General features: G+C 68.2%; 24 protein-coding genes. 8 read left to right on the top strand and 16 right to left on the bottom strand.

Translation table 11 applies throughout. The annotated features are described in order from the left end of the window. Nucleotides 1–82 precede the first annotated feature (82 nt). Genes DMB37_RS10870 through DMB37_RS10880 form a run of 3 tightly spaced genes read left to right on the top strand, consistent with a single transcriptional unit; the run spans nt 83 to nt 2827 of the window. A complete protein-coding gene (locus DMB37_RS10870; protein WP_167768801.1) occupies nt 83–874 on the top strand; it encodes a hypothetical protein in 792 nt (263 codons plus the stop codon). Next, nucleotides 874–2358, top strand: coding sequence for an alpha/beta-hydrolase family protein (locus DMB37_RS10875; protein WP_240772330.1), 1485 nt, complete (start codon nt 874–876; stop codon nt 2356–2358). The genes DMB37_RS10870 and DMB37_RS10875 overlap by 1 nt, the downstream gene beginning before the upstream one ends. Nucleotides 2359–2383: 25 nt before the next feature. Further along, a complete protein-coding gene (locus tag DMB37_RS10880) occupies nt 2384–2827 on the top strand; it encodes an SRPBCC domain-containing protein (RefSeq protein ID WP_135232591.1) in 444 nt (147 codons plus the stop codon). A 90-nt stretch (nt 2828–2917) separates the two neighbouring features. On the opposite strand, the gene DMB37_RS10885 is transcribed toward DMB37_RS10880, so the two are convergent. After that, nucleotides 2918–3505 (bottom strand): TetR/AcrR family transcriptional regulator, encoded by a 588-nt coding sequence (locus DMB37_RS10885; protein WP_135232592.1) that lies wholly within the window; start codon nt 3503–3505, stop codon nt 2918–2920. A 110-nt stretch (nt 3506–3615) separates the two neighbouring features. Here DMB37_RS10885 and DMB37_RS10890 point away from each other — a divergent pair, with 110 nt between their 5' ends. Beyond that, nucleotides 3616–4461, top strand: coding sequence for an SDR family NAD(P)-dependent oxidoreductase (locus DMB37_RS10890; RefSeq protein ID WP_135232593.1), 846 nt, complete (start codon nt 3616–3618; stop codon nt 4459–4461). Nucleotides 4462–4536: 75 nt separating this feature from the next. On the opposite strand, the gene gatA is transcribed toward DMB37_RS10890, so the two are convergent. Both gatA and gatC read right to left on the bottom strand, forming a co-directional pair. Then, nucleotides 4537–6063 (bottom strand): Asp-tRNA(Asn)/Glu-tRNA(Gln) amidotransferase subunit GatA, encoded by a 1527-nt coding sequence (gene gatA, locus DMB37_RS10895; protein WP_135232594.1) that lies wholly within the window; start codon nt 6061–6063, stop codon nt 4537–4539. Further along, complete coding sequence (gene gatC / locus DMB37_RS10900; protein ID WP_135232595.1) at nt 6060–6359, bottom strand: Asp-tRNA(Asn)/Glu-tRNA(Gln) amidotransferase subunit GatC; 300 nt, start codon at nt 6357–6359, stop codon at nt 6060–6062. The genes gatA and gatC overlap by 4 nt, the downstream gene beginning before the upstream one ends. Nucleotides 6360–6777: 418 nt before the next feature. Here gatC and DMB37_RS10905 point away from each other — a divergent pair, with 418 nt between their 5' ends. Next, on the top strand, nt 6778–7428 hold the full coding sequence (locus DMB37_RS10905; RefSeq protein WP_014987212.1) for an amino acid-binding protein: 651 nt from the start codon (nt 6778–6780) through the stop codon (nt 7426–7428). A gap of 26 nt (nt 7429–7454) precedes the next feature. Here the strand turns inward: DMB37_RS10905 and DMB37_RS10910 are convergent, their stop codons facing one another. The 3 genes from DMB37_RS10910 to DMB37_RS10920 all read right to left on the bottom strand — a co-directional run bounded on the left by DMB37_RS10910 (nt 7455) and on the right by DMB37_RS10920 (nt 9715). Then, the gene (locus tag DMB37_RS10910) at nt 7455–7973 is read right to left on the bottom strand and encodes a GNAT family N-acetyltransferase (RefSeq protein ID WP_135232596.1); all 519 of its coding nucleotides are present in this window, start codon (nt 7971–7973) and stop codon (nt 7455–7457) included. Between the two features lie 105 nt (nt 7974–8078). Continuing rightward, the gene (locus DMB37_RS10915; RefSeq protein ID WP_135232597.1) at nt 8079–8426 is read right to left on the bottom strand and encodes a hypothetical protein; all 348 of its coding nucleotides are present in this window, start codon (nt 8424–8426) and stop codon (nt 8079–8081) included. 44 nt (nt 8427–8470) lie between these two features. After that, on the bottom strand, nt 8471–9715 hold the full coding sequence (locus tag DMB37_RS10920) for an ATP/GTP-binding protein (RefSeq protein ID WP_135237487.1): 1245 nt from the start codon (nt 9713–9715) through the stop codon (nt 8471–8473). A 228-nt stretch (nt 9716–9943) separates the two neighbouring features. On the opposite strand from DMB37_RS10920, the gene DMB37_RS10925 reads away from it, so the two are divergent. Next, the gene (locus DMB37_RS10925) at nt 9944–10291 is read left to right on the top strand and encodes a hypothetical protein (protein WP_135232598.1); all 348 of its coding nucleotides are present in this window, start codon (nt 9944–9946) and stop codon (nt 10289–10291) included. Nucleotides 10292–10470: 179 nt separating this feature from the next. Here the strand turns inward: DMB37_RS10925 and DMB37_RS10930 are convergent, their stop codons facing one another. The 7 genes from DMB37_RS10930 to DMB37_RS10960 form a co-directional block, all read right to left on the bottom strand. After that, the gene (locus tag DMB37_RS10930) at nt 10471–11502 is read right to left on the bottom strand and encodes an S-adenosylmethionine:tRNA ribosyltransferase-isomerase (RefSeq protein WP_135232599.1); all 1032 of its coding nucleotides are present in this window, start codon (nt 11500–11502) and stop codon (nt 10471–10473) included. After that, the gene (locus tag DMB37_RS10935; RefSeq protein ID WP_135232600.1) at nt 11499–12194 is read right to left on the bottom strand and encodes an SDR family oxidoreductase; all 696 of its coding nucleotides are present in this window, start codon (nt 12192–12194) and stop codon (nt 11499–11501) included. Before DMB37_RS10935 ends, DMB37_RS10930 begins: the two co-directional genes overlap by 4 nt. Nucleotides 12195–12304: 110 nt before the next feature. Next, nucleotides 12305–14428 (bottom strand): NAD-dependent DNA ligase LigA, encoded by a 2124-nt coding sequence (gene ligA, locus DMB37_RS10940; protein WP_135232601.1) that lies wholly within the window; start codon nt 14426–14428, stop codon nt 12305–12307. A 121-nt stretch (nt 14429–14549) separates the two neighbouring features. Continuing rightward, entirely contained in the window at nt 14550–15623 is a 1074-nt protein-coding gene (locus tag DMB37_RS10945; protein ID WP_240772332.1) for a methionine synthase, read from the bottom strand. Nucleotides 15624–15808: 185 nt separating this feature from the next. Then, nucleotides 15809–16930: a tRNA 2-thiouridine(34) synthase MnmA gene (gene mnmA, locus DMB37_RS10950; RefSeq protein ID WP_135232602.1), complete on the bottom strand. Its 1122-nt coding sequence runs from the start codon at nt 16928–16930 to the stop codon at nt 15809–15811. After that, complete coding sequence (locus tag DMB37_RS10955) at nt 16930–18159, bottom strand: cysteine desulfurase family protein (RefSeq protein WP_135232603.1); 1230 nt, start codon at nt 18157–18159, stop codon at nt 16930–16932. Before DMB37_RS10955 ends, mnmA begins: the two co-directional genes overlap by 1 nt. A 269-nt stretch (nt 18160–18428) precedes the next feature. After that, nucleotides 18429–19316 carry an NAD(P)-dependent oxidoreductase gene (locus DMB37_RS10960; protein ID WP_135232604.1) on the bottom strand — a complete coding sequence of 296 codons (888 nt, stop codon included), beginning with the start codon at nt 19314–19316 and terminating at the stop codon, nt 18429–18431. Nucleotides 19317–19567: 251 nt separating this feature from the next. Between DMB37_RS10960 and DMB37_RS10965 the strand changes: the two genes are divergently transcribed. Beyond that, entirely contained in the window at nt 19568–19915 is a 348-nt protein-coding gene (locus DMB37_RS10965; RefSeq protein ID WP_135232605.1) for a DoxX family protein, read from the top strand. Between the two features lie 58 nt (nt 19916–19973). Here the strand turns inward: DMB37_RS10965 and DMB37_RS10970 are convergent, their stop codons facing one another. From DMB37_RS10970 to DMB37_RS10980, 3 genes are all read right to left on the bottom strand, one after another. Next, nucleotides 19974–21020, bottom strand: a complete 1047-nt coding sequence (locus DMB37_RS10970; protein ID WP_135232606.1) for a 1-acyl-sn-glycerol-3-phosphate acyltransferase — start codon at nt 21018–21020, stop codon at nt 19974–19976. Next, nucleotides 21017–21844, bottom strand: a complete 828-nt coding sequence (locus DMB37_RS10975; protein WP_135232607.1) for a GNAT family N-acetyltransferase — start codon at nt 21842–21844, stop codon at nt 21017–21019. The genes DMB37_RS10970 and DMB37_RS10975 overlap by 4 nt, the downstream gene beginning before the upstream one ends. 380 nt (nt 21845–22224) lie before the next feature. After that, on the bottom strand, nt 22225–23517 hold the full coding sequence (locus tag DMB37_RS10980; protein WP_135232608.1) for an NAD(P)/FAD-dependent oxidoreductase: 1293 nt from the start codon (nt 23515–23517) through the stop codon (nt 22225–22227). Nucleotides 23518–23628: 111 nt separating this feature from the next. Between DMB37_RS10980 and DMB37_RS10985 the strand changes: the two genes are divergently transcribed. Further along, nucleotides 23629–24486, top strand: coding sequence for a LysR family transcriptional regulator (locus tag DMB37_RS10985; RefSeq protein WP_135232609.1), 858 nt, complete (start codon nt 23629–23631; stop codon nt 24484–24486). Nucleotides 24487–24488 lie beyond the last annotated feature (2 nt).

Below are 24488 nucleotides of genomic sequence, written 5' to 3' on the forward strand. Positions count from 1 at the left end.
CGGGCTCCCCCGGAGGCACCGCCCCGGAAACCGGTCCCCGGCGTGAGGCCCGCGAGCGGGTCGGATTCCTAGCGTCTAGCTCATGAGCACACCGACCACCGCAGGACCCGCAACGGCGCGGTCCGCACAGGCCGCAGGCGCCCCCCGTTCTTCCTCCGCCGCAACCGGTTCCGCGACGCGACGGGCGGCGGCACTGACCGCCGCAGCACTGACCACCATGGCCGCCGCCGTGTTCCTGGCGCCCGCACCGCACGCCGCGGCGGCGAGCGTGTCCGCACCGGTCGAGAACGCGGTGGCGGGTGCGGCGGTGGCCGACCTGACCTCGGGCGGTCCCGGTTCCCCCGCCGCCATGCCGGACGACTTCGCCACACAATTCGGGTATATGCCGAGCACCGTCGACGGATTGCTGGCGAACCCGCAGGGTGACTGCTCGTCGCCGGTCACGTTGCCCGTGGAGTTCGAGACGGCGTGCAAGGCGCACGACCTGGGGTACGACCTGCTGCGCTATGCCGAGCAGCGCGGTGAGCCGCTCGGGCCGTGGGCGCGGCAGGCGTTGGACAGCACGCTCGATCGGCACATGCACGAGTCGTGCGAGAGCCGGGCGGATCCGTTCTCGCGGACCAGGTGCAATGCCATGGCGGCTATCGCGAGCACGTTCGTGGATCTGAATTCGCGTCGGCAGGGCTATGGGGCGCCGGTGGTGGAGTCGGCCTTCGGTGCGGCCGAGGCTGATTCGGCGACGAACTGGCGGTTGCTCGGGGTGGCCGGTGCCGGGGTGGCCGGGCTCGGTGCGGTGCTCACGGTGCGGCGGGCGACGCAGCGCGCCGGTGTTCCTTGGACGATGAAAGCTACTGCGGTACAGGGGGTTCAGTGATGACCAGCACACTGTCGAGAGCTGTCGACACCGAAGTCATGGACGATGCGCTTGCCGATGGGGCGGTGCTCGGCTTCGATGACCTGCGGGCACGCAGGCGGCACGGTGCTGTCCACCGGAAGTTGGGTACCGCGCTATCGGCTGCGGCACAACGGTTCTCGGTGCCACGTGCCGGTACTACGGTGGCGATCGGCGTGGGCACGCTGGTCTCCCTCGCTCCGGGACTGCTGCCGCGGACGCCTGGGGCGCAGGCGATATTGACCGGTTTGCTCGTGGTCCTTTCGTTGGGTCTGGCAGGGGTCGCTCGGTTCGTGGTGCGGCGCTCGGGTTTCGATGTCGATCGCAAGCCGGCGCGGGCCCGGCTGCCGTTGCTGATCGGGACCGTCTCGCTGGTTCTCGGCGCGGTAGTACTGGCCGGGGATTGGCAGAACTCGTTGCGGGCGGCCATGAGTACGGCGCCGATCGGGGCAGGCTACTGGCTGCGGTGGCTGATCGAGTCGGTGCTGATCGTCGGCGTGCTGCTGGGGGTCACCCGTTCGATCGGGTGGGTATTCCGCAAACTCGGGTGGGCGCGGGGGATTTCGCTGGCGGTGGTCGTGGCGGGGTTCCTGTATCTCGTCGCGGCACCGGCGGCGGTGGGTTGGCGGCAGGCCGCCTACGCCGGTGCCAATGCCGCGCTGGATCCGGCGCTGGTGCAGCCGGACTCGGACGCCAGGTCCGGTAGTTCTAGGTCGGCGGTGAGCTGGTCGTCACTCGGCGCCGAGGGGCGCAAGTTCGTCAGCGGTGCGCCTGCCGGGCCGCCCCGGGTGTACGTCGGGGTGGAGTCGGCGCCGGATCTGGATTCCCGTGTCGCGCTGGCCGTTCGGGAGTTGGAACGCTCCGGCGGTTTCGAGCGATCGAATCTGGTGGTGATGGTGCCGACCGGTTCGGGCTGGATCGACAGCAACGCGGTGCGCGGCTTCGACCAACGCTTCGGTGGCGACGTCGCCCTCGTCGGCTTGCAGTACGCCTATGCACCCAGCTGGGTGACCTTCGTCTTCGGCCGTGACGATGCCGTCGATGCCGCGCGGGCGCTGTTCACCGCCGTGGAAGACCGGATCCGCACGCTCGAGCACAAGCCCAAGCTCTACCTGTACGGGCAGAGCCTCGGCGCGATCGGCGGCAGCTCGGTCTTCGCCGACGACGCCGATCAGGATCGGCGCACCTGCGCCACGCTCTGGGCCGGACCGCCCGCCGGGCAGGTCCATCGCGCGGGCGCGACCGTGCTGGCCAACACCTCGGACCCGGTGATCCACTGGTCCCCCGCCTTGCTGTGGCGCGCACCCGACCTGACCGGCGCACGCCCGGATGCGCCGCTGCCCCAGTGGCTTCCGGTGGTCAGCTTCGTGCAGGCGACCGCCGACCTGCTCGCCGCACTGAACGCGCCCGCGGGACACGGTCACCGCTACGGCACCGATCAGGGCACCGCCATGGGCAGCTGCTGACATAGAACGTGTTCTAATAATGCCCATGGCCTTTGTCATCGACGCCACCGTGGACATCGACGCGCCCGCCGAGCTCGCCTGGCAGGTGATCACCGACTTCCCTCGCTACGGCGAGTGGAACCCCTTCGTCAGCGAATGCCGCAGTTCGCTGGTACCCGGCGAGCCGATCGACATGGTCGTCCACCTCGGACCGCGGCCGCGTCGGCAGCGCGAATGGATCCGCTCGCACACACCGGGACACGAGTTGAGCTATTCGATGAAGCCGGTGCCGCTGGGCACGCTCAGCAGCCTCCGCTCGCACACGATCACACCGATCGACGGGGAACATACTCGGTACGAGTCCCACTTCGAGCTGAACGGCTGGTTGCGACCGGTGGTGGTGGCGTTGCTGGGCAAACACCTCCAGCGCGGCTTCGCCGGGATGACCGCAGGGGTCAAACAGCGAGCGGAAGCTCTGCGCGCCAGCTGATCTCACCAAGCACGGTCACATGTGGGCTCGCGATGTGGTGGGCCGCCGGACTGCGGAGTCGCGAGGCATTCCCCCAAGCGCTCGGCGCAGTCAGGCGCGGAGGTGGGCTAGGGCCGCGTCGAGGGCGGCGTCGGCGTAGGACTCGGTGAGGCCGCCGAGGCCTAGGGACCAGCGGCTCTGGATCGGGCCGAGCAGGAGGTCGGTGGCCAGGTCGAGGTCGAGGTCTGGGCGGAGCTCGCCGGATTGCACGCCGGCGGCGAGGCGGTCGGCGACGGCGGCACGCTGCGGAAGCAAGAGGCGTTCGCGATAGGCGGCACCGATTTCCGGGTCCTGCTGGATCTCGATGTACATCGCGCGGAGGAAGGATTCGAAGCCGGGGTCGGTGAGGGCGGCGATCGAGCCGCGCAGCAGGGCGCGCAGGTCGGCGGCGATGTCGCCGGTGTTCGGGAGAGCGAGACCGTCCGGGCCCGCGTCGAGTTCGAGCATGGCGTCGAAGACGACCGCACCCTTGGACGGCCACCAGCGGTAGATGGTCTGTTTGCCGACGCCCGCGCGGGCCGCGATCGCCTCGACGGTGAGCTTCGCGTAGGGCACTTCGCGGATGAGCTCGGTGGCTGCGGCGATGATCGCAGCCCGAGCGCGTTCGCTGCGGCGGGTGGCGCTGGGGGTGTCCGGCATGCGGTCAGGCTAACACGAACGAGACGATACGTCTCGTATTGACAATGCCGAATCGGCGGTGCATTCTCTTCAAACGAGACGGAGCGTCTCGCGACGAAAGGATCTCCCCCATGACCAGAACTTGGCTCATCACCGGCGCCAACCGCGGACTCGGCCGGGCCTTTACGCTGGCCGCGCTCGCCGAGGGTGACCGCGTCGTCGCGACCGCTCGCGACCCGCGATCCATGGCCGACCTGGCCCAGGATCGACTGACCGTGCTGCCGTTGGACGTTCGCGGTCGCGAAGACGTAATCGCCACCGTGAACAAGGCTTTCGCGCTGATGGGCACGATCGACGTGATCGTGAACAACGCAGGCTACGGCCTGGTCGGCGCGATCGAGGAACTGAGCGAGCCCCAGATCCGCGATCAGATGGACACCAATTTCTATGGTGCCCTGTGGGTTTCGCAAGCGGCCGTGCCGCACCTGCGCGCGCAGGGCTCCGGCCACATCGTGCAGATCTCGACGGTCGGCGCGGTGGGCAGCCTTCCGCTGTTCGGCATGTACAACGCGAGCAAGTGGGCACTGGAAGGATTCAGCGCGTCGCTCGCCGACGAGCTGCGACCTTTCGGCATCGCCGTAACCCTCGCGCAGATGGGCGGTTTCGACACCGATTGGGCGAAGACGAGCATGCAGTTCGGCACCGCGCTACCCGCCTACGAGCAGGTACGCACCGCGATCCTCGGCATGCCGGACTACCCGGACCCGAGCGCGCCGCCGCCGGCCACCGACTATGAATCCGAATGGCAGGAGGCCGCGCCGGAAGTCGGCGCGGCGGGGCTCATCGAGCTGGTGAACATGCCCAACCCGCCGGTCCGCAAAATCATCGGGCCCGGGGCGCAGCAGATGGTCTCGATGGCGTTGGAGCACCGCCGTCAGGACTATCTTACGGATCCCGAATTCACCTGGCCGGTCTGACTATTGAGCGCCAGGACTTCGCACACACGGTGGCCGGCTATCCGGTGTGCGAAGTCCTAGGCGTGTGAAAGCAGGTCAGGCGATGGCGCCGCGGGCAGCTTCGTAGGCGGCGCCGACGCGGTACAACCGGTCGTCGGCCAGTGCGGGAGCCATGATCTGCAGGCCGACCGGCATGCCGTCGTCCTTGCTCAGCCCGGACGGCACCGACATGGCAGGGTGGCCCGCCAGGTTGGTCGGCAGGGTGCACAGGTCGGACAGGTACATGGCCAGCGGGTCGTCGACCTTCTCACCCAGTTTCCACGGGGTGAACGGGCTCGTCGGCGAGACCAGCACGTCGACCTGCTCGTAGGCCTTGTCGAAGTCGCGCGCGATCAGCGTGCGGACCTTGAGCGCCTGACCGTAGTAGGCGTCGTAGTAACCCGCGGACAGCGCGTAGGTGCCGATCATGATGCGGCGCTTGACTTCCGGGCCGAACCCGGCGGCCCGGGTGGCCGCCATGACCTGCTCGGCGCTGTGCTGCCCGTCGTCGTCGACGCGCATGCCGTAGCGCATCGCGTCGAACCGGGCCAGGTTCGAGGACACCTCCGACGGCATCACCAGGTAGTAGGCCGACAGCGCGTACTCGAAGTTCGGGCACGACACCTCGATCACCTCGGCGCCGAGTTCCTTCAGCACCGCTACGGCGGCGTCGAAGGATTCGAGCACGCCCGGCTGGTAGCTGTCGGAGTGAAGTTCCTTCACCACACCGACTTTCAGGCCACTCAGGTCGCCCTTGGCGCCCTCGCGAGCGGCGGCGACCACCGGGGGCACCGGCACATTGCGCGAGGTGGAATCGCGTGGATCGTGTCCCGCGATCACCTCGTGCAGCAGGGCCGTGTCCAGCACGGTGCGCCCACAGGGGCCACCCTGGTCCAGCGAGGACGCACACGCGACCAGCCCGTACCGGGACACCGTGCCGTACGTCGGCTTCGTACCGACCGTGGCGGTGACCGCGGCGGGCTGCCGGATCGACCCACCGGTGTCGGTGCCGATCGCCAACGGTGCCTGATGCGACGCCAGCGCGGCCGCCGAACCACCGCCCGAGCCGCCGGGAATCCGGGTGACATCCCACGGGTTGCGGGTCGGGCCGTAGGCGGAGTTCTCGGTGGACGAACCCATCGCGAACTCGTCCATGTTGGTCTTGCCGAGGATCGGGATGCCCGCCGCGCGCAACCGGGTGGTCAGCGTCGCGTCGTAGGGCGATACCCAGCCCTCGAGGATCTTCGACCCGCAGGTGGTCGGCATGTCGGTGGTGGTGAAAACGTCCTTGAGCGCCAACGGAACTCCGGCCAGCGGCGAGGCGGGCGCGGTGCCGGAGCTGATCGCGGAGTCCACGGCCGCCGCGGCTTCGAGCGCCTGCTCCCCCGACACGTGCAGGAAGGCGTGGTACTGGCCGTCGACCTCGGCGATCCGGTCCAGGTGCGCCTGGGTGACCTCCACCGAGGACACCTCGCCACCGTGGATCTTGTCGGCCAATTCGGCAGCCGACAAAGTAGTCAAGTCACGCCCACCCGTCTCCCGGCCGCCGCCCCTCACCGAATCGCTACGCGATGCTGAACTCATTCGGCCTCTCCCAAGATCTGCGGAACCACGAACTTCTGCTCCTCCGCCGCGGGCGCGCCGGACAGCGCCTCCTGCGGGGTCAGGCAGGGCACGACCACGTCGGGACGGGTCACGTTGGTCGTCGGGTTCGGCGACGCGGTGGCCGGGACATCGGCGGCGGCGACCTCGGAAATGGTCCGCACGTGGCTCAGGATCGAATCCAGCTGACCGGCGAACTGATCCAGTTCGGCTTCGGACAGCGCGAGCCGGGACAGCCGGGCGAGGTGTGCTACCTCGTCACGGGAGATGGCGGGCACCGCGGGACCCCTTTCGGCTTCGGTTTCAACAGTTCACATCGCCGCACACGTCGGGCGGCGCAACCCGTACAGCTTAGAGGGCGGTGCCGGACGGAGTCCGGCCGCAGTCCGCGCGCGGGTGGAGCCGAGGTGCGGGCGCACTGCCGGACGCTGCCCGACGGACCGTGAACCGCACACCGAACAACCCGTGTCGGAGCCCGGCGGTAGGCTGATCGCGTCGCCCACGGCGCTGGAATCGGACGATCCGATTCGTCGACACGGTTTCCCAACTAGCTCGACACGCCGTATTGTCACGAAATCGCCGCGTGGCGTACATCACTGGCCGCACTTCCAGTCGATTACCGGGGCGCGGGAGTGTAAGGATTGCGTGACCCGGGTATCCGTTCAGAGCCTCGGCCGCTTTAGGAAAGGAACGCACGTGTCGTATCTGCTCCGCGTGCAACTTCCGGATCGACCGGGAAGCCTCGGCGCTCTCGCGCTCGCACTCGGCTCCGTCGGCGCCGACATTCTCTCGCTGGATGTGGTCGAACGCGGCGCCGGTTTCGCCGTCGACGACCTCGTCGTCGAGGTGCCGCAGGGCGCGCTGCCCGACACCCTCATCACCGCCGCCGAATCGATCGGCGATGTACGGGTCGACTCCATCCGCCCGTACTCCGGCGTGCTCGACACCCACCGCGAACTCGAACTCATCGACCAGGTGGCCAGCGCCAAGGACGACCGGCTGCAGGTGCTCGTCGACGGCGTGCCGCGGGTGCTGCGCGTCGGCTGGAGCACCATCATCGACATGGGGCCGCAAGGCGCCTACCGCGTGGTCGGCAGCCCGAGTGCGCCGGAGACACAGGCAGGTTCGGCACCATGGATGCCGCTGGAGAAGCCCGCGATCCTCGACCCTGAATCCGAATGGGTCCCCGAGATCTGGCGCGACATGGACACCAAACTCGCCGCCGCCCCCCTCGGCAACACCGGCAAGGTTTTGCTCCTCGGCCGCCCCGGCGGGCCGGATTTCCGCCCCTCGGAAGTGGCCCGACTCGGGTACCTCGCCGGCATCGTCGCCACCGTTCTGGGGTAGCTCCCGCGAGTGGCGACTCCCGTTCGCTAGGGCTGCAGGTCTAGGCGGAGGACGTTGAGGAGTTCGCCTGCTTCGGTGCGCCAGTCGCGGTCGGGGGTGGGGACGAAGCCGAAGCGGTCGTAGATGCGGCGGGCGTCGGACATGGCGGCCATGGTGGTGAGGGCGACGGCGTGGAAGCCTTCGGCCTCGGCCATCTCGATCACGGTGCGTACCAAGGCGGTTCCGGCGCCGAGACCGCGGGCCGACTTCGACACCGCGAGCATCCGGAATTCGAGTTCGCCGGGGCGGGCGATCTCCGCGTACGGCGTGCCGGGGCGGGCGACGGTCAGCGATCCGACGATACGGTCGGCGTGGATCGCAACCAGAATCTGCGCCGAGGCGCCGCGATGCGCGGTGTCCGCCAGGGCCGCCGCGTACGGACTCCCTTCTTGCACAAAGCCTTCGCCGACGTAGACGTCCACGGTCAGCGCGCCGATCGCCGCGTACTCGTCCGGCTCGGCCGTCCGGATGACCAATCCCGTGTCCTTCGCATCCATACGGGGCATCGTGCCATTCGCCGTAGAACGGTCTACGTCACACATGCCGTGGGCACGTGCGCGGAGCTGAAGAACGCCCGTAGCGGAGCTACGGGCCTGCCGCGGCGCGCGGCGTCAGGAACCGAGACCGGGGTGGGCGCCGGGGTGCGCGATCTGCCAGCGTTCCGGCTTGCCCGAGGGGTAGACGACGGTGATCAGATCACCGATGGAGGGCCATGCGTTGACGTCCCAGGCGAACCGGCCGTAGACGACGGTGCCGGGTTCGGTGGGGCCGGTCAGGTTGCCGGTTATCGTCACGTACTGTTCGCCGACGGCGCCGTCCGGTGGCGGGCTCACGCCGGTGACGTAGAGCGTGCCGGTTTCGCCCTGCGCGGGGCGGAGCTTGCCGCGCCCGCGCAGATAGATCATGGCGATGCCGACGGCGGCGACGATCATGATCAGCAGCATTCCGAACTCCAGCATGGCCCCATGCTATTGCGCCCGGCGGACAAAGCCGGAACGCCCGCCTACACCGTGGCGAGCTCGCTGGTGCCGTGCTCGGTCCGGCGGATCTGCCAGACCGCGCTGCGGGTGCGCGACGACCGCCCGTTGCCGCGATCGATCAGGGCACGATTGTTCGTGGTGTAGATCAATTGGGCGCCACGGGAATTGGTTTCCGGGTTCTGGAACAGCTGGATGAGCCGGTCGGTCTCCTCGGCGGGCAGGTGCGCGCCGATGTCGTCGACGGCCAGGACACGGCCGGAGTCGAGGGCGTCGAGCATGGTCGGCAGGGCGCGCAGCAGCGACTGTGTCGCGGTGGATTCGTCGGCGATGTCGAACGGGTTGGCAATGCCGTCGTGGACCAGGCCGAGCCCGACGCCGCGCCGGGCCACCATCCGTGCGTACAGCGCGTCCCTGGCGGCTTTCAGATTGGTCAGTTCGCGTTCCAGCAGCAGCGGGGTGAAGCCGTTCTCCTGCAACAGCCGATCGGCGAAATCGGGCGAGGTGGCGCACAGTTCGATCTGCTTGCCGAGCGCGACGATGTCGGCGTCCAGATCGCGCAGATAGTCGGCGTACATCGGATCGTTCTCGGCGAGCAGCAGATCGGTGATGCCGAGGCCCGCGGTGCGCAGCAGCAGGAGCAGCCGTCCGGCGTTCTCCGACGACCGCGAGAGGTGACTGCCGAGCCGGTGCGCGATGGCGGCCGGATCGGCCGGGCCGAGCTGCACTTCCAGCATCGATTCGAACCAGCGGTAGGCGGGCACCAACGCGTCGGCGTACATCTGCCCGGCGAGGCTGAGCAGCAACGCATTCGGGCGCACCAGCGGCACCAGCGCGGCGATCCCGTAACGCGCGGCCTCGAACATCGGACCGATCTTTATCTGTTCGCCGTTGCGCTCGAACACGATTCGCTTGCGCGAGCGCGGCTGGGTGTAGAGCCACTCGGCGGTGACGTCGGCGTTGTCGAGCCGGAAGCCGTAGGTGTAGGGCACGCCCTCGGCCACGAAGCCGACGACGAATTCCGAAGGGCGGTCCGGGAATCCGAGGTGCGGCGCGCGGACCGGCCCGGCGTAGGGATCCCAGCCGGTCACCGAATGCAGCACGGCGTCGCGCATCTGCGCGAGCGCGTCGATCAGGTTCGTCTTTCCCGCCGCGGCGGCACCGTGGATCGCGGTCACCGGCACGGCCACCGGCCCGCTCGCCTTCGTCAGCCGTAGTTCCTGCCCCTCGGCCAGCGATCTGTGATTCGTCACCTGAAAACTGCGCAGCATCCCGACATCCTTTCGTCCTGGCCGCCACGCCGCGACGGCAGGGCTTATCCGCGCATCGAGCAGGCCGGAAACGCATTCATAGCTAATGCGCATATCGCGAGCGTCGGCCGGTGCTGCCCGTCGATCGCCCGACAAAGACGCTGGTTACGGGTTAGCATACTGGGCGCCACGACTTGTTCGTGTGCCGTTATTGCTGGAAACGTTCGAAACTGATGGGTAACGATAGGTATGACGGTTCGTCGTATTGCAGTCCGAAGCTCCGTCGCCGCCGCCATCGCCTTGGGGTCGATCGTGGTCATCGCGCCACAGGCCGCCGCCGAGACGTGCGCCGACGGCTCCGCTCGCATCTTCTTCGCCAACAGCGAGCCCTCGTGTCAGACGGGCAGCGCGAGTTACCACGAGCAGACGATCGTGAAGGTGTGCTCGATGGCGGGCGCCGACGTGGTCGCCGAGGCCACCTACCTGAACACCAGGAAGAAGACCGTCACCCAGCGGCTCGAACTGAGCAACGGGCGCTGCGGGCGATTCGAGATCGCCGGCCAGCAGAGCGCCACCGTCTCCGTCACCCCGAACTGAGTTAGCCGGCACAGCCTTCCGCGCACACACCTGGCCGCCGCGGCCCGCGCCCTCAGCACACTCGCCCGCACAGCCGAGTAGCTGATGCGGCACCTTGTGCTCGCGGCACGCCATTGCTTGCGGGTTTCCTGCGCACTGGGCGCCTGGGCTTCTCGCCTCACCCACGAGGAAGCAACAGCTCAGCCGCGCAGCAGCAACGCGCTGTCGCCGAATTCATGCCAGAGATATCCCGTGTCCAACGCCGCCGAATAAGCCGCGTGGACGGTGGTCTCCCCCACCACTGCGACCAGCAGATCCAAATGTGAGGCGCCGGGTGCGTGCCAGCCGGTGATCAGGCCGTCGACCACGCGTGCCGGGCGATCTTCGCCGAGCACCAGTTCGGTCCACCCGTGCGCCGGATGAACTCGGCCCGACGGGTCGGCAGCGGTCTCCAGGGCTCGGGTGACCGTGGTGCCGACCGCGATGACGCGGCCGCCGGCGGCTTTGGTGTCGTTCACCGTGCGGGCGGTCGAGTCCGGGACAGCGAAACGTTCCGGGCTCGGGGGTTCACCCGCTTCGGGCGAGGACACCCCGGTATGCAACGTGATCGGCGCGATCCCGATGCCCGCGGCAATCAGGTCCAGCACCAAATGCTCAGTAAACGGCCTTGCGGCGCTGGGCATTTCCGCGCTTCCCGGGATGCGACCGAAGACGGTTGAGTAGTAGGACGCGGACCATCGTTGCGGCACATAGGAATAAGTGATCGGGTAGCCGTAAACGTCCAGTAGGCGGCGCGGATCAGTGGTGATGTCGGCGATCCATAGGCGGCGGGCACCGGCCAGCCACGGTTCGCGCAGCGTCGCGTGCGCGCCCTCCGGCAGCTGAATGTGCATACCTGCCGAAAGCTCTTCTACGGGAACAGGAGTGCGTGCAGTGGTGCGGAGCTCGACCACCCAGCCACCGTCGTCCAGCCACGTCGCGAAATGCACAGCGATCGGCCCGCAGTTCATCCGTCCGTCGATCGCCGCCGCCAGGGTCGCCGAATTGTTCACCACCACGAGGTCGCCTTGTGTCAGATGCTGCGGCAGCTCACGAAAACGCGCGTGGGTCAAGCCATCTCCCGCCACGAGCAGCCGAACCTCGTCCCTGGCCAGCCCGCGCGCCTCCGGCGGGGCGACCGCATTGCGTTCGGGTGGCAGGACAAATGAAGGCTGTGCCAGCGTGATCGTCATGACGCGCGTCCGACCGCGAAATCGGCGGCCGCATATCGTCCGTTCTGGGGTTTGTCCGCCAGCAGCCGCAGCAGCGCGGGCACCACCGTGCCGGGTTCCGGACGGTCGGAGATGTCGTCACCGGGGAACGCCGCCTGATGCATCTCGGTACGCATATCGCCCGGATCGAAGGCATAGACCGACAGCTCCGGATGCTCTGCACCCAGAATCGCGGTCAGCTGATCGAGCGCGGCCTTCGACGAACCGTAGCCGCCCCATTCGGGGTACGGCTCGACGGCGGCGTCGGAGCTGATGTTCACCACGCTGGCACCTGGCGTCAGCAGCGGCAACGCGAATTGCAGAATCGCCAGCGGGGCGAGGACGTTGGTCCGATACACCAGTTCGAGCTCATCGAGCGGGTAGTCGGCGAGCTTGCTGAGCGGGCTCGGACCGAGCCTGCTCGCGTTATTCACGACCAACGCGAGTTCCCTGGTGCCGCTTACCGTTTCGGCCAGCAGCGACCGGTGCGCCGGGTCGGTCACATCGCCGGGGACCGCGATGAAGGCGGCGCCGAGCTCCTCGGAGACCCGCGCCAACCGATCGGTCCGCCGGGCGGTGCCGATCACGCGCCACCCGCGTTCGACGAGTGCGCGAGTGAGCGCCAGCCCGAACCCGGCGGACGCGCCGGTGACCAGTGCGGTGGAACGAGCCATGAGAACCTCCTGGTAGTTGCCTACCGCTCAATCCTCATACCTGAAGTGAGGTTCAGGTCAAGCACTCGCCGTCGACCGCGCGCATAAATCAGCTAAAAGCGTTGGCTCGCTTATTCTTCCGCTTCAGCATCGGCGTCTTCCGCGGCTGGTGCGACCGCCTCCGGCCCCGATTCCAGCAGCAATCGGAAGCCGGCTTCGTCGAGAATCGGCACGCCGAGCTCCTCCGCCTTCGCCGCCTTCGTCCCCGGCGAATCACCGATCACCACGAACGCAGTCTTCTTCGACACCGATCCGGCGGCCTTCCCGCCGCGCATCAGGATCGCCTCCTTGGCTCCGTCGCGCGAGAACCCCTCCAGCGACCCGGTCACCACGATCGACAGACCTTCGAGCGTGCGCGCGATGGACTCGTCGCGCTCATCGGCCATCCGCACGCCCGCCGCGCGCCACTTGTCCACGATCGCACGATGCCAATCGACGGTGAACCATTCCGCCACCGCGGCCGCAATGGTGGGCCCGACGCCGTCGGCAGCAGCCAGTTCCTCGGCCGAGGCGTCCTGGATCCGGTCGAGGCTGCCGAATTCGCGGGCGAGTACCCGAGCGGCGGTAGGACCGACGTGCCGGATGGACAGTGCGACGAGCACCCGCCACAGCGGCCGATTCTTGGCCGTGGCCAGGTTCTCCAGCAGCCGTTTGCCGTTGGCGGACAGACCGCCGTCCTTGTTGACGAACAACGTGGTGGTGAGCAGCGTCGCCTCATCGAGGTCGAACAGATCACCCTCGTCGGTGATCGCACCCGACTTCAGCAGATCGTTCGCGGCTTCGTAGCCGAGCGACTCGATATCGAACGCACCGCGGCCTGCGACGTGATAGACCCGCTCCCGCAGCTGTGCCGGGCAGTACTGCTGGTTGGGGCAGCGGATGTCGGCGTCACCCTCCTTCTGCGGCGCCAGCTCGGTGCCGCATTCCGGACAGTGCGTGGGCATCACGAATTCGTGTTCGTCACCGGTGCGGGCGTCGACCACCGGGCCGAGCACCTCCGGGATCACATCGCCCGCCTTGCGGATGGTGACCGTGTCGCCGATCAGCACGCCCTTGCGTTTGACCTCCGAGGCGTTGTGCAGCGTGGCCATCGAAACGGTCGAGCCTGCGATGGAGACCGGCTCCATCACCGCGAACGGGGTGACCCGGCCGGTGCGGCCGACGTTTACCGCGATGTTCAGCAGCTTGGTCGTCGCCTCCTCGGGCGGGTACTTGTAGGCGATCGCCCAGCGCGGGGCTCGTGAGGTGGAACCGAGGCGGCGTTGCAACGCCATCTCGTCGATTTTGATCACCTGGCCATCGATCTCGTGCTCGATATCGTGGCGGTGCTCGCCCCAGTATTCGACGCGCTCGATGACGGCGTCGATGCCCTGCACCAGCTTGGTGTGCTCGGACACCGGCAGGCCCCACGCGGCGAGCGCGCGGTAGGCCTCGTGCTGCGAGGCCGGGGTGTAGCCCTCGATCCGGCCGAACCCGTGGCAGATCATCCGCAGCCTGCGGCGCGCGGTGACCGACGGGTCCTTCTGTCGCAGCGAGCCGGCCGCCGTGTTGCGCGGATTCGCGTACGGCGGCTTGCCCTCGGCCACGATCGACGCGTTGAGCGTCTCGAAGTCCTCGAGCCGCATGTACGCCTCGCCGCGCACCTCGAGCAGAGTGGGGAAAGGAAATTCGTCGGTGGGTATCAGCTCGCCGGGGATGTCTTCGATGGTGCGCGCGTTCAGGGTGACGTCCTCGCCGGTGCGCCCGTCGCCGCGGGTGGCGCCGCGCACCAGCCGCCCGTTCTCGTAGACCAGGTTCAGCGCGACACCGTCGATCTTCACCTCGCACAGGTAGTGCAGGTTCGGCCCGGTCTCGGCCTCCACCCGGCTCGCCCAGGTGCGCAGCTCGTCGAAGTCGAACACGTTGTCCAGCGACAACATCCGCTCGAGGTGATCGACGGCGGTGAAATCGGTAGCGAACCCGCCACCGACCAGCTGGGTCGGCGAGTCCGGCGTGAGCAGATCGGGATGCTGCTCCTCCATCGCCTGCAACCGGCGCAGCAACGCATCGAACTCCCCATCGGAGATGATCGGTGCGTCCCGCACGTAGTAGCGGAACTGATGCTCGCGCACCTCGTCCGCCAGCCGCTGCCACTCGACGCGCTGCTCCGCCGTCGCCGGGCTCGCGTCTTTCCCTACCGCACCGCTCTCACTCACCCAACGCACATTAGCGCAGCCCACCGACATCTCCCGGCACTGTTCCCGCACGTCGCCGCACTGGATATGCAGTTGAGCCGTGGCAGCTGTCAGACCGGCCGGGTGCGGGTGAAGGGGTGGGTCAGGCGGTGCTCGATGGCTCCTCGAAGGTGAGGGATTCGGGGTCTTCGGCGTAGGCGCGGGCTACCTCGGTGGCGAGGGTCAGGGCCTTGCGGGCCCAGGTGAGGGGGGTGTTGCCGAGGCCGCAGGCGGGGGCGACGAGGACTTGGGTGGCGAGGGTGGTGCGGGGGAAGCCGAGGCGGTCGATGAGGCGGACGCCGGGTTCGGCGATGTCGCGCCAGGTGGGTGGGGTGGTGGGGGCGGTGGTGGGGACCAGGCCGAGTACCAGATGTTTGCCGGCGTCGAGGAGTTCGCCGATGCTGTCGAGTTCGCAGGTGCCGATGGTGGTGATGTCGAAGCCGACGGCGGCTGCGGTAGTGCCGCGCAGGAAGGCGAGGGCGGGTGGGGCGGCGCAGCTGTGGATCAGCACCGGTGCGGACTGGGTCGCGATCACGGTGTTGAGCACGGTGAGTGCTTCGGGTTCGGGCATCGCGCGGACGCTGTCGAGCATGCTGACCGCGCTGAGCGAACCCTCGAGCACCGCCGACAGGGACGGTTCGTCCAGTTGCAGAACGACTTCCGCGCCGAGGCGTTTACGCACCTCGGCGACGTGGTTGCGCAACCCCTCGGCGAGGGATTCCGAAAGGTCGCGCAGCGCACCGGGATCGGTGAGCGCGAGATGCCCGCTGGGCAGCTCGACCTGCGCGGCGAGCGTCAGCGGACCGGCCACCTGCAACTTGATCGGACGGCCCGTGCCCGCCGAACCCGCTGTCTCCCAAGCTTCTTCGAGCGTGTCGAGGTCCGCGCGGAGCAGATCGCGGGCGCGCCGGGACACGGCGCCTGGGCGTGGGGCAAGCCGGTATCCCCGGGTGGTGGTGTCGAATCGCATGTCGACCAGCAACGCCGACATCCGCCCGATCAGATCCGCGCCGACGCCACGGCCGGGCAGTTCCACCAGGTGCGGCAGATCGGGCAGTTCACCGAGGATGGTCGCGGCCGACTCCCGCGGCTCGGTGCCGGGCCACGAGCCGACCGCGGTCGCGGTGCCACCGCGCAACAGCTCGCTGTTGTCCGTGACGCCGGAATCTTTATCCACTGTGCCGTCTTGCTTCACCGTAGTCCGCTCCGTTGGTCGATCATCGTGCGCACCAACTGCCCGGATGCGCGCTGACCACTATGCGCACCAGGCAGATTCGCCGAGCCGGCGGAATCCGACCCGGATCACCGCGTCCGGACCGAATCGGTCCGGCTCACCCTCCCACACCGGTACACCGGCGCGGCTCACCGCGTGGCGGAACCCGCGTCGCTGCCCACCGGAGTGCTGTCGACACCGCCGGTACCGGAGATGGTTCCGCTGCCGATCACCTCGTCCCCCAACGGATCCGGGCGATACAGCACGACCGCCTGGCCGCGTGCGACGCCGGTCAGCGGTTCGCGCAGGCGAACCGAGAGCCCGTCGCCGACCGCCTCGGCGATCGCGGGAGCGGTGCCGCCGTGCGCGCGCACCTGCGCGACACACTCGATCGGCCCGTCCGGCGCGGCGCCGGAGGTCCAGATCGCGCGCTCCGCCGTAACGGTCCACACCTGCAGGTCCTCGACCGAGCCGACCCGGACGGTGCCGGAGTCGGGATCGATACCGGTCACGTAGCGCGGCTTGCCGTCGGCGGCGGGCCCTGGCAGTCCGAGCCCTTTGCGCTGACCGATCGTGAACCCGTGCACGCCTTCGTGATCCGCGAGCTTCCGGCCGTCGGCGTCGACCACCGCACCCGGCCGGATGCCGATCTTCGCGCCGAGGAAGGCCTGGGTGTCGCCGGACGGAATGAAGCAGATGTCGTGGCTGTCCGGCTTGTTCGCGACGGCCAGCCCACGCTCGGCGGCCTCCTCGCGAATCCGTGGCTTCGGGGTGTCGCCGACCGGGAACATGGCGCGGGCGAGCTGCTCGGCGTTCAGCACGGCGAGCACGTAGGACTGGTCCTTGTCTGCGTCGACGGCCCGGCGCAGCACGCCGTCGTCGAGTCGCGCGTAATGACCGGTGACCACGGCGTCGAAGCCGAGTGCGAGGGCGCGGTCGGCGAGGGCGGAGAACTTGATCTTCTCGTTGCAGCGCAGGCACGGGTTCGGCGTCTCACCGGCCGCGTAGGCGGCGACGAAATCGTCGATCACGTCTTCCTTGAAGCGATCGGCGAAATCCCAGACGTAGAACGGGATGCCGAGCACATCGGCGGCCCGCCGGGCGTCGCCCGCGTCCTCCTTCGAGCAGCAGCCCCGCGACCCGGTGCGCAACGTGCCCGGCGACGCGGACAGCGCCAGATGCACGCCTACCACCTCGTGACCAGCGTCGACAGCACGTGCCGCCGCTACCGCCGAATCAACACCACCGCTCATCGCGGCAAGTACTCGCATCAAACACCTCCCTTCGCACCGGCCAGACCCGCGGCCCTGGCCCGATCAACCACCTGGGGCAAGACACCCAACAGCGCGTCCACATCGGCGCGAGTCGAGGTGTGCCCCAACGAAAACCGCAGCGACCCGCGGGCCTGCCACTGCTCGACACCCATCGCGATCAGTACGTGACTCGGCGACGCGACGCCCGCGGTACAGGCCGACCCGGTCGAACACTCGATCCCCGCCGCGTCCAGCAGCATCAGCAGCGAATCTCCTTCGCAGCCAGGGAAAGTGAAGTGCACGTTGCCGGGCAGCCGCCGATCACCGGGCGCGCCGTTGAGCACGGCATCCGGTTCGATGGCCAGCACGCCGTCGATCAGCGCATCCCGCAGCGCAATCAATTCGGGGGTGCGCGTCGGCAATTCGGTCACCGTCTGGTGCAGCGCGGTGGCAAGGCCGACCGCCGCCGCGGTGTCCGAAGTGCCCGAGCGCAGGTCACGTTCGTGTCCGCCGCCGTGCAGCAGCGGCACACACGGCACCTGCCTGCCGAGCAGCAGCACGCCGATCCCGTGTGGCCCGCCGACCTTGTGCCCGGCGAAACTGGCCGCGGACAACCCGCTCGCGGCGAAGTCGATCGGCAGCTGCGCCGCGGCCTGGACCGCGTCGCTGTGCATGGGTACACCGAATTCCTGGGCCACGGCGGCCAATTCACCGATCGGCTGGACGGTGCCGACCTCGTTGTTGGCCCACATGACGGTCACCAGCGCGACATCGTCGGGGTTCGCCGACAGCGCGGACCGCAGCGTGCGCGGCGAGACGGTGCCCTCGGCGTCCACCGGCAACCAGGTCACCCTGGCGCCCTCGTGCCGCTCCAGCCACTCGACCGCGTCGATCACCGCGTGATGCTCGACCGAGCTGGCGATGATCCTGGTCCGGCGCGGCTCGGCGTCGCGGCGCGCCCAGTAGATGCCCTTGATCGCCAGATTGTCGCTCTCGGTCCCGCCGGAGGTGAAGATGACCTCCGAGGGCCGGGCGCCCAGATCGGCGGCGATCGACTCCCGCGCCTCCTCCAGCGTGCGCCGGGCGGCGCGACCCGACCCGTGCAGCGACGACGCGTTCCCCACGGTGCCCAGCGCGGCCGTCATCGCCTCGATGGCGGCCGGGAACATCGGGGTGGTAGCCGCATGATCGAGGTAGACCGTATGGGCCGCCGCACCGTGGACCGGACCCGCAAAAGCCGCCTTCATGACCGATAAAGCCTATCCCACCGTTGACCTGCGCTTCTTTGGGGTAGCCCCCCGGTTTCTGCGAATTCTGCAGAACTTCGCTTACGAGTCGTAACCCGCTGAGCGCAGCGCGGTATTCCCGCACCAGGGTGTCGCCCGGTTCGGCGCGTCGTGAAGGTCACCACCAGGACATCGCGGTACCCCGATGAATTCGGCTGTGCAGGTCACACGGCGGAGGTGGGCGCCCTCGGAGACCGAAGCCATCCGGGTTGCCGCCCGGTCGAGCGACGCTATGCGGGTGCCGGCTTCCGGAGTACCTCGATCAACGCCGTGACGCTGTGCTCCCGATGCCCCGCCGCGACCGCGCGCCGCAGCAGGTCATCCATCGGTGCGTGCCAGGACATGTCGACCCCGGCTTCCGCACCGAGTTCGGCCTCGTTGCCGATGGCCTCGTGGAACACGCCGACCGACGCCCCGAGTTTCGTGTAGTCGTCGGTGTCGATCTCGTCGGCCATGATCGGCAACAGCGACTCGATCATCTGCAGCCATTTGATCGCGTAGGGCACCATCGAACCGGCGGTCAGCCCGCGCGCTGCCAGCACGGCGGCACCCTCCAAGAAGCCGAGAAAGGCCGGCAGCAGCGTCGCTCCGACCGCAGACTCGTACAGCGCGGCGAGATCGGGTTCCGGACCGAGGTGGACGGTGTCACCGCCGAGTACGCGCAGGGTTGCCACGTGCTCGTCGAAGGTCGTCGAGTCACCGCCGTAATAGAGCAGGGTGTCCGGCTTTCCCACGGCCGTCGGCACGTTCTTGATCGCGCCCGCGAGGTAGCGGGCGCCGTGCCCGGTCACCCAGTCAGCGAATCCCCTTGCCGCTGCGGGGGTTCCACTGTTCAGCGTGACCACTGTCCGGCCGGGCAACGCGGCGCTCGCCGGGGCCAAGGCCGCCTGCGTGGCGGTGAATGTGGTCAAACAGGAGACGACGAGCGAACTCTCGCGCACCGCGTCCTCGATCGTGGACCGGTGGATCGCTCCCGCGGCGATCAAGGGTGCCGCCTTGTCCGGGCTCCGGTTCCACACGGTGGTCGGGTGCCCGGCCGCGAGGAACGCCTCGGCCAGCGCCCGCCCCATCGATCCCAATCCGAGAACGGTCACCGGTACCCGCGTGCCATCGGTCATCGTGTTCGCCTTCCAAATCGTTTGCCCCCGTGCGAAACAAGCCTCGGTGGCGCCGGAACAGCCGACAAGTACGCACTTTTCGGTCGAATACGCACGTCGAGGTAAGCAACCAGCTCGCCCGCTGCCCGCTGCCGCGCCGCATGATCAGCGTCACTCCGGCGCGCGTTGCCCGGAGTGGATGTCACACCCGCGCGGGCTGCGTCGTCCATCAGGCGAACGGGCAGAAAGCCTGATGAGGAAAGAGGATTGCAATGGACGTCGCCTACTACATCGTCGGTGTGCTGGCTGCCCTGTGGATCGGGTTCTCCGGGTACTCGTTGTTCTCGCAGCAGCAGTTCGTGGTCGAACCGCTCGAGCAGTACGGGGTGCCGCGGGCGTGGTGGAACTGGCTAGCAATGGCCAAATCAGCTGGGGCGCTCGGCTTGATCGTCGGGTTCTTCGTGCCCGTGATCGGTGTCGCGGCGGCGGTGGGCCTGATCCTGTACTTCGTCGGTGCGTCGGCGACCGCCATTCGGGCACGCTCGTACCAAACTGCGGTGTTCCCGGTGCTGTACCTGGTCCCGGCGGCGGCCACGCTCGCGCTGCAATGGGCCAGATAGTCATCGAACGACGGAGCAGCCGCAGGTCATCGACCTGCGGCTGCTCGCGCGTCGAAGATCAGGCGCTGCTATCCGCCGATTCGCCCTTGCGACTGCGACCACGCAATACGGGCCGGAGTCGCCGAGAAGGTCTGCGAACCTCCGGTGCGTCCGAGGCCACCGTCGGGTCCTGCACCCGCGTCTTGCCCGCCTCGATCCACACCGTGGCATCCCGCACGCCGTGGCGCGACTGTTCGGTACCCCGCACCGCGGCCTCGCAGCGCCGCGCAAGATCTCGCCGATCACTGCCCGGCTGCTCAACCTCTTCCAGCACGATCTCCGCGACCATGCCGCGCGAGCGAAGCACCCGGCGGGCGGACGAGCCGAACGAGTCCGCACCGACGAATCCCGGCACAGTGCACTGAGCCCCATGCCGATCCAGGTAGCGCAACCGCACCGGCTGCACCGGAGTCTCGGTGTCGATCGCCGCCTGGAACAACGCGGGCCGCATGCTGCCGTACGCGCGACCACACCAGGTGGTGCCCTCGGGGAACACCGCGATTCGATCGCCCGCCGTCAGCCTGGCGCCGATCTGCGCCACCACGCCGGGCAGCGCGCGCAGCTTCTCCCGTTCGATCGGGATGACCCGCATCAGCGTCGCCAGCTTGCCGAGCACCGGCCAGTCGACCATGTCCGCGCGGGCGACGAAGCCGAGCGGCTGCACCGCGGCGAGCGCGACGATATCGGTCCAGCCGATGTGCCCGACGACGACCATGACACCGTTTCCGGGCTCCCCGTAAACGGAACGCGCGGTGCTGCCCTCACCGACAGCACCGCGCGTGTTCTGGTCGATCCGGCGATCGACGATCCGCAATTCCATTCCCAGACAACTCAACAAGGTGCGCGCGTACCCGCGCTGCACGCTTTCCCGTTTGCTCGGTGGGGTCACCAGATTCACCATCGGAAAGCTGATCAACAACCCGGCGACGCCGAGTAGCCGGCCGAGCACCCGGCCGGTGCCGACCTCATCGATCGACTCGATGCAGCCGGCCCCACACGGGCTCGACGGCATCCACGCGTGTGCGGTGGCCTTTGCAGGCGGCGCGTCGAAGACCACGGTCCTCACCGTCCCCCGTCGAAGGTCGCGGCGGCGTCTTGTAATCGGTTCAGGTAGCGGGTGTTGATGGTGTCCAGGCCGAGGATGGCGACGAAGTCCGCGACGCCGAAGTCGGGGTCGTGCGCGGGCTCGCCGCAGATCTCGGCGCCGAGGCGCAGGTAACCGCGCAGCAGCGGCGGCAGCTTGGGGCGTGCGGGCGGGGTCATGTCGTCGAGGGTCTTGCCGTCGACCACTACCGGGCGCAGCGGGTGCACCCGCTGTTCGGGATCCGAGGCGTGCCTGCCGAGCAGCATGTCGCGGACGCCGCGCACGTTCACGCCGGGCTCGTCGGCCGGACTGTCCTGCATCGGCACCGAGACGCAGCCCATCACCCAGTCGTAACCGGTGAGCTGGATGTAGTGCAGGATGCCCGCCCACATCAGCGTCAGCACCGAACCGTTGCGGTGATCGGGCACCACGCAGGCGCGACCCATCTCGACGATCCGGCGGCCTGCCGGATCCAGTTGGGTCAGATCGAATTCCGTGGCCGTGTAGTAGCCGCCCGCCGCGGCGACCTTGTCCGGCGGCAGCATGCGGTAGCAGCCGACGAAGTCTTCGGTCAGGTCGTCGCGGACCAGCAGGTGGTCGCAGTGGTCGTCGAATCGGTCGGCATCGAGGCCGGTGCCGTTGTCGGGGATATGGAATCCGGGCTCGCCGGCGAACACGCCGTAGCGCAGTCGTTGCGCCGCCGCGCGATGCTCTGCGTCGGACGAGACGACCAGCGAGTACCGTGACCGTTCCACCCCGGAGTCCGTCGAGCGCGCCGGGGCTGTCAACACGGACGTAATAGTCATATGGCTGATGAAGCCAGTCCGAGACTGCGCTGGAGCAACCTCGAAGTGTCTCGATGATGCCGACTCGGTGAACGAGGTAGGGATCACACCGAGCGTTCATCAGACCGTCGCGACGTGTTCGCGCGGTAGCGCCGAAATCGCGTTCTTCGGTTGATCAACGGCTTCGCGGCGAACGTATTCCGAGCGCGAGTTGCCGCTGACCAACCTTCGCGGCGAGCGTACTCCCAACGTGTCGTGCCGCTGACCAGCCTTGTCGGCGAACGCATTTCGAGCGTGTCCTGGCGCTGATCACTTCTCAGCGGCGTATTTCGAGCGCCCCGACAGCGCGAAAGCCGCGTCGCACGGTGATCGCGACGCGGCTTTCAGCAGACGAACGGGCGCTAAGCGGCCGTGCGTTCGGATACCGGCGACAGCTTGGCTGTCTTGTCCACCTCGGCGAACCCGGGCCGCCCGGTGCCGATGAAGGCGACCAGCCACGACGCCACCGCGGCGAAGCGGTTACGGAAACCGACCAGGTAGAACAGGTGCACCGCGAGCCACATGAACCAGGCGATCAGGCCGCGGAAAGTGATCTTGTCGTTCAGCTTGGTCACCGCGCTGAACCGGCTGATCACCGCCATGCTGCCCTTGTCCCAGTACTTGAACGCGGTGCCCGCCTGCTTCTTTCGGCGAATGATGTCGGCGGCGTGCCTGCCCTCCTGCATGGCCACCGGCGACTGGCCCGGGTAGCCGTTCAGCGAGGTCATGTCGCCGATCGCGTAGATGTCGGCGTAGCCGCCGACGGTCAGGTCGGGGTTGATCAACAGCCGTCCGGCCCGGTCGGTTTCGACGCCGGTGGCCTCGGCCAGCACCTTGGCGAACCCGCCCACCTGCACACCGGCCGACCAGACGATGGTCTCCGCCGCGATGCCGCGTTCGACACCGCTCTTGTCCTTGACGGTGACCTTGCCGTGCTCGATGTCGGTGACGAAGGTGCCGAGCAGCACGTCGACGCCGGTGCGGGTCAACGACTTCTTCGCGTACTCCGACAGCCCGCCGCCGAACGGTGGCAGCACCTCACCGGCACCCTCGACCAGGGTGACCGAAACTTCTTGGTGGTAGTACCTTTTCGCCAGTTCCTTCAGCTGACCGGCCACCTCGACGCCGGTCGCGCCCGCGCCGACGACCACGAAGCTCAGCAGCCTGCGCCTGGTCTCCTCGTCGGCGCCTGCGGCCTCGGCGAAGACCCGCTGGATCTGCGCGCGCAGCAGTTTCGCGTCGTCGATGGTCTTGAGCGAGAAGGTCTTCTCGGCGAAATCGTCACGGCCGAAGTAGGACTGGCTGGCGCCGGTGGCGGCGATCAGCGAGCCGTACCGGATGCGGCGCTGCTCGCCGTCGTGCTCATAAGTGACGATCGCCTTGTCCGGGTCGATCGCCACGACCTTGCCGAGACGCACATCGGCCTCGCGGTGACGGCGCAGAATGGAGGCGATCGGCGGCGCGATCTCCTCCGATGCCAGCACACCGGTCGCTACCTGGTACAACAACGGTTGGAACAGGTGCTCCGGCGTGCTGGAGATCAGCACGTAATCGATACCCGACTTGGCAAGTTGCTTGGCGGCGGAGAGTCCGCCGAACCCCGATCCGACGATGACGACACCCGCGGTTTCGATTCCCGCATCCACGTACTGCATGACAGCCTCCTTCTCTCATTACCAACCGTCATCGGGAAGCGAGATATTTCAGGTGTTAGGGCGCATAATGCAGATGACTCTTATCTCGATCCGTCATTAATCGGAGGCGCTGTGGAACTTCGGCAGCTCACCTACTTCGTCGCCGTCTGCGAGGAGCTCAGCTTCAGCGGTGCCGCCGCACGGTGCTTTATCTCACAGTCCGCGATCAGCCATCAAATCTCCCGGCTCGAGCGCGATCTGGGCGTCTCTTTGTTCGAACGCTCCACAAGATCAGTCGTACCCACCGACGCCACCGCACGGCTACTTCCCCTTGCGAAACAGATGCTGAGCCTCGAGTCGGCCATCCGGGCCGCGGTGCGCACCGTCGGGCCGCGCATCCGGCTCGCCGCGAACATGTCCTTCGCGACGAGATCGCTCTCGGCGATCGCGGGCGCCCGCGCCACACACCCCGAGGCGGAGATCGAGTTCGTGATCAAGCCGTTCCGGCAGCGGATCACCGCGGTGGCCGACGGCGACTGCGACCTCGCCCTGATCCGCGGCAGCGTCGATCAGCCCGGCCTCGAGGTCGAACAGCTGTGGGTCGAGGATCTGGTCATCGCCACCTCGAGTGCCCACCCGCTCGCCACCAGAGAAACCGTCACCCTGTCCGACCTCAGCCGGTATCCGCTACTGCTGCCGCCGGAGCAGGAACAAGTGTTGCTGCACACCGTGATTCGGTCCGCGTTCGCCGAACTCCCCACCGGCCCCACCTTCGGCCCCCCGATCCCACCCGACCACACCGCAACCATGGAACTCATCAACCGCCCCGACGCCTGGACGGTCCTCTACGCCGAAAGCCCCACCGAGGGCCTCGTCGTCCTGAAACTGGCCGAACACAAACTCCGCATCCCCGTCTCCGCCGTCCTGCGCAGCGACGCCCGCCGCTCCCCCATCCTCACCACCCTGCTCGCCGCCCTACACCGCACCTGAAC

Origin of the sequence: Nocardia sp. CS682 (assembly GCF_004634405.1) — a bacterium.
Classification (GTDB): Bacteria; Actinomycetota; Actinomycetes; order Mycobacteriales; family Mycobacteriaceae; genus Nocardia; species Nocardia ninae.